Annotated in this window: 1 protein-coding gene; it reads left to right on the forward strand. The window is 74.2% G+C overall.

The window, feature by feature from the left end; translation table 11 throughout:
• On the forward strand, positions 1 to 511 hold a 511-nt coding region (locus N878_RS26370), incomplete at both ends, for a Gfo/Idh/MocA family protein (RefSeq protein WP_021446460.1).

Below are 511 nucleotides of genomic sequence, written 5' to 3' on the forward strand. Positions count from 1 at the left end.
CAACCCGCTGATCGTGCGCGCCCGCGAGCTGATCGAGGCGGGCGCGCTCGGCCGCCTGACCACCGTCACCGCGCTGTGGCAGCTGCGCAAGCCCGACAGCTACTACGCCATCCCCTGGCGCCGCGAGGCCGGCGCCGGGCTGCTGCTGACCAACCTGATCCACGACCTCGACCTGCTGCGCCACCTGTGCGGCGAGGTGCGCCAGGTGCAGGCCTTCACCAGCAACGGCGTGCGCGGCTTCGCCAACGAGGACAGCGCCGCCATCCTGCTGCAGTTCGCCAGCGGTGCCCTGGGCAGCCTGACCGGCTCCGACGCGGTGGCCGCGCCCTGGAGCTGGGAGCTGGCTTCCGGCGAGAACCCGGTCTACCCGCGCCAGGCCGAGCAGCCCTGCTACCTGCTGGCCGGCACCGCGGGCGCGCTGAGCATCCCCCAGCTCAAGCGCTGGCACTACGCCGAGGCCGGCGCCGGCTGGCACGAGCCGCTGCTGCAGGTGCAGGAGCCGTTCGCCGCC

It is taken from the genome of Pseudomonas sp. EGD-AK9 (assembly GCF_000465935.2).
Classification (GTDB): domain Bacteria; phylum Pseudomonadota; class Gammaproteobacteria; order Pseudomonadales; family Pseudomonadaceae; genus Aquipseudomonas.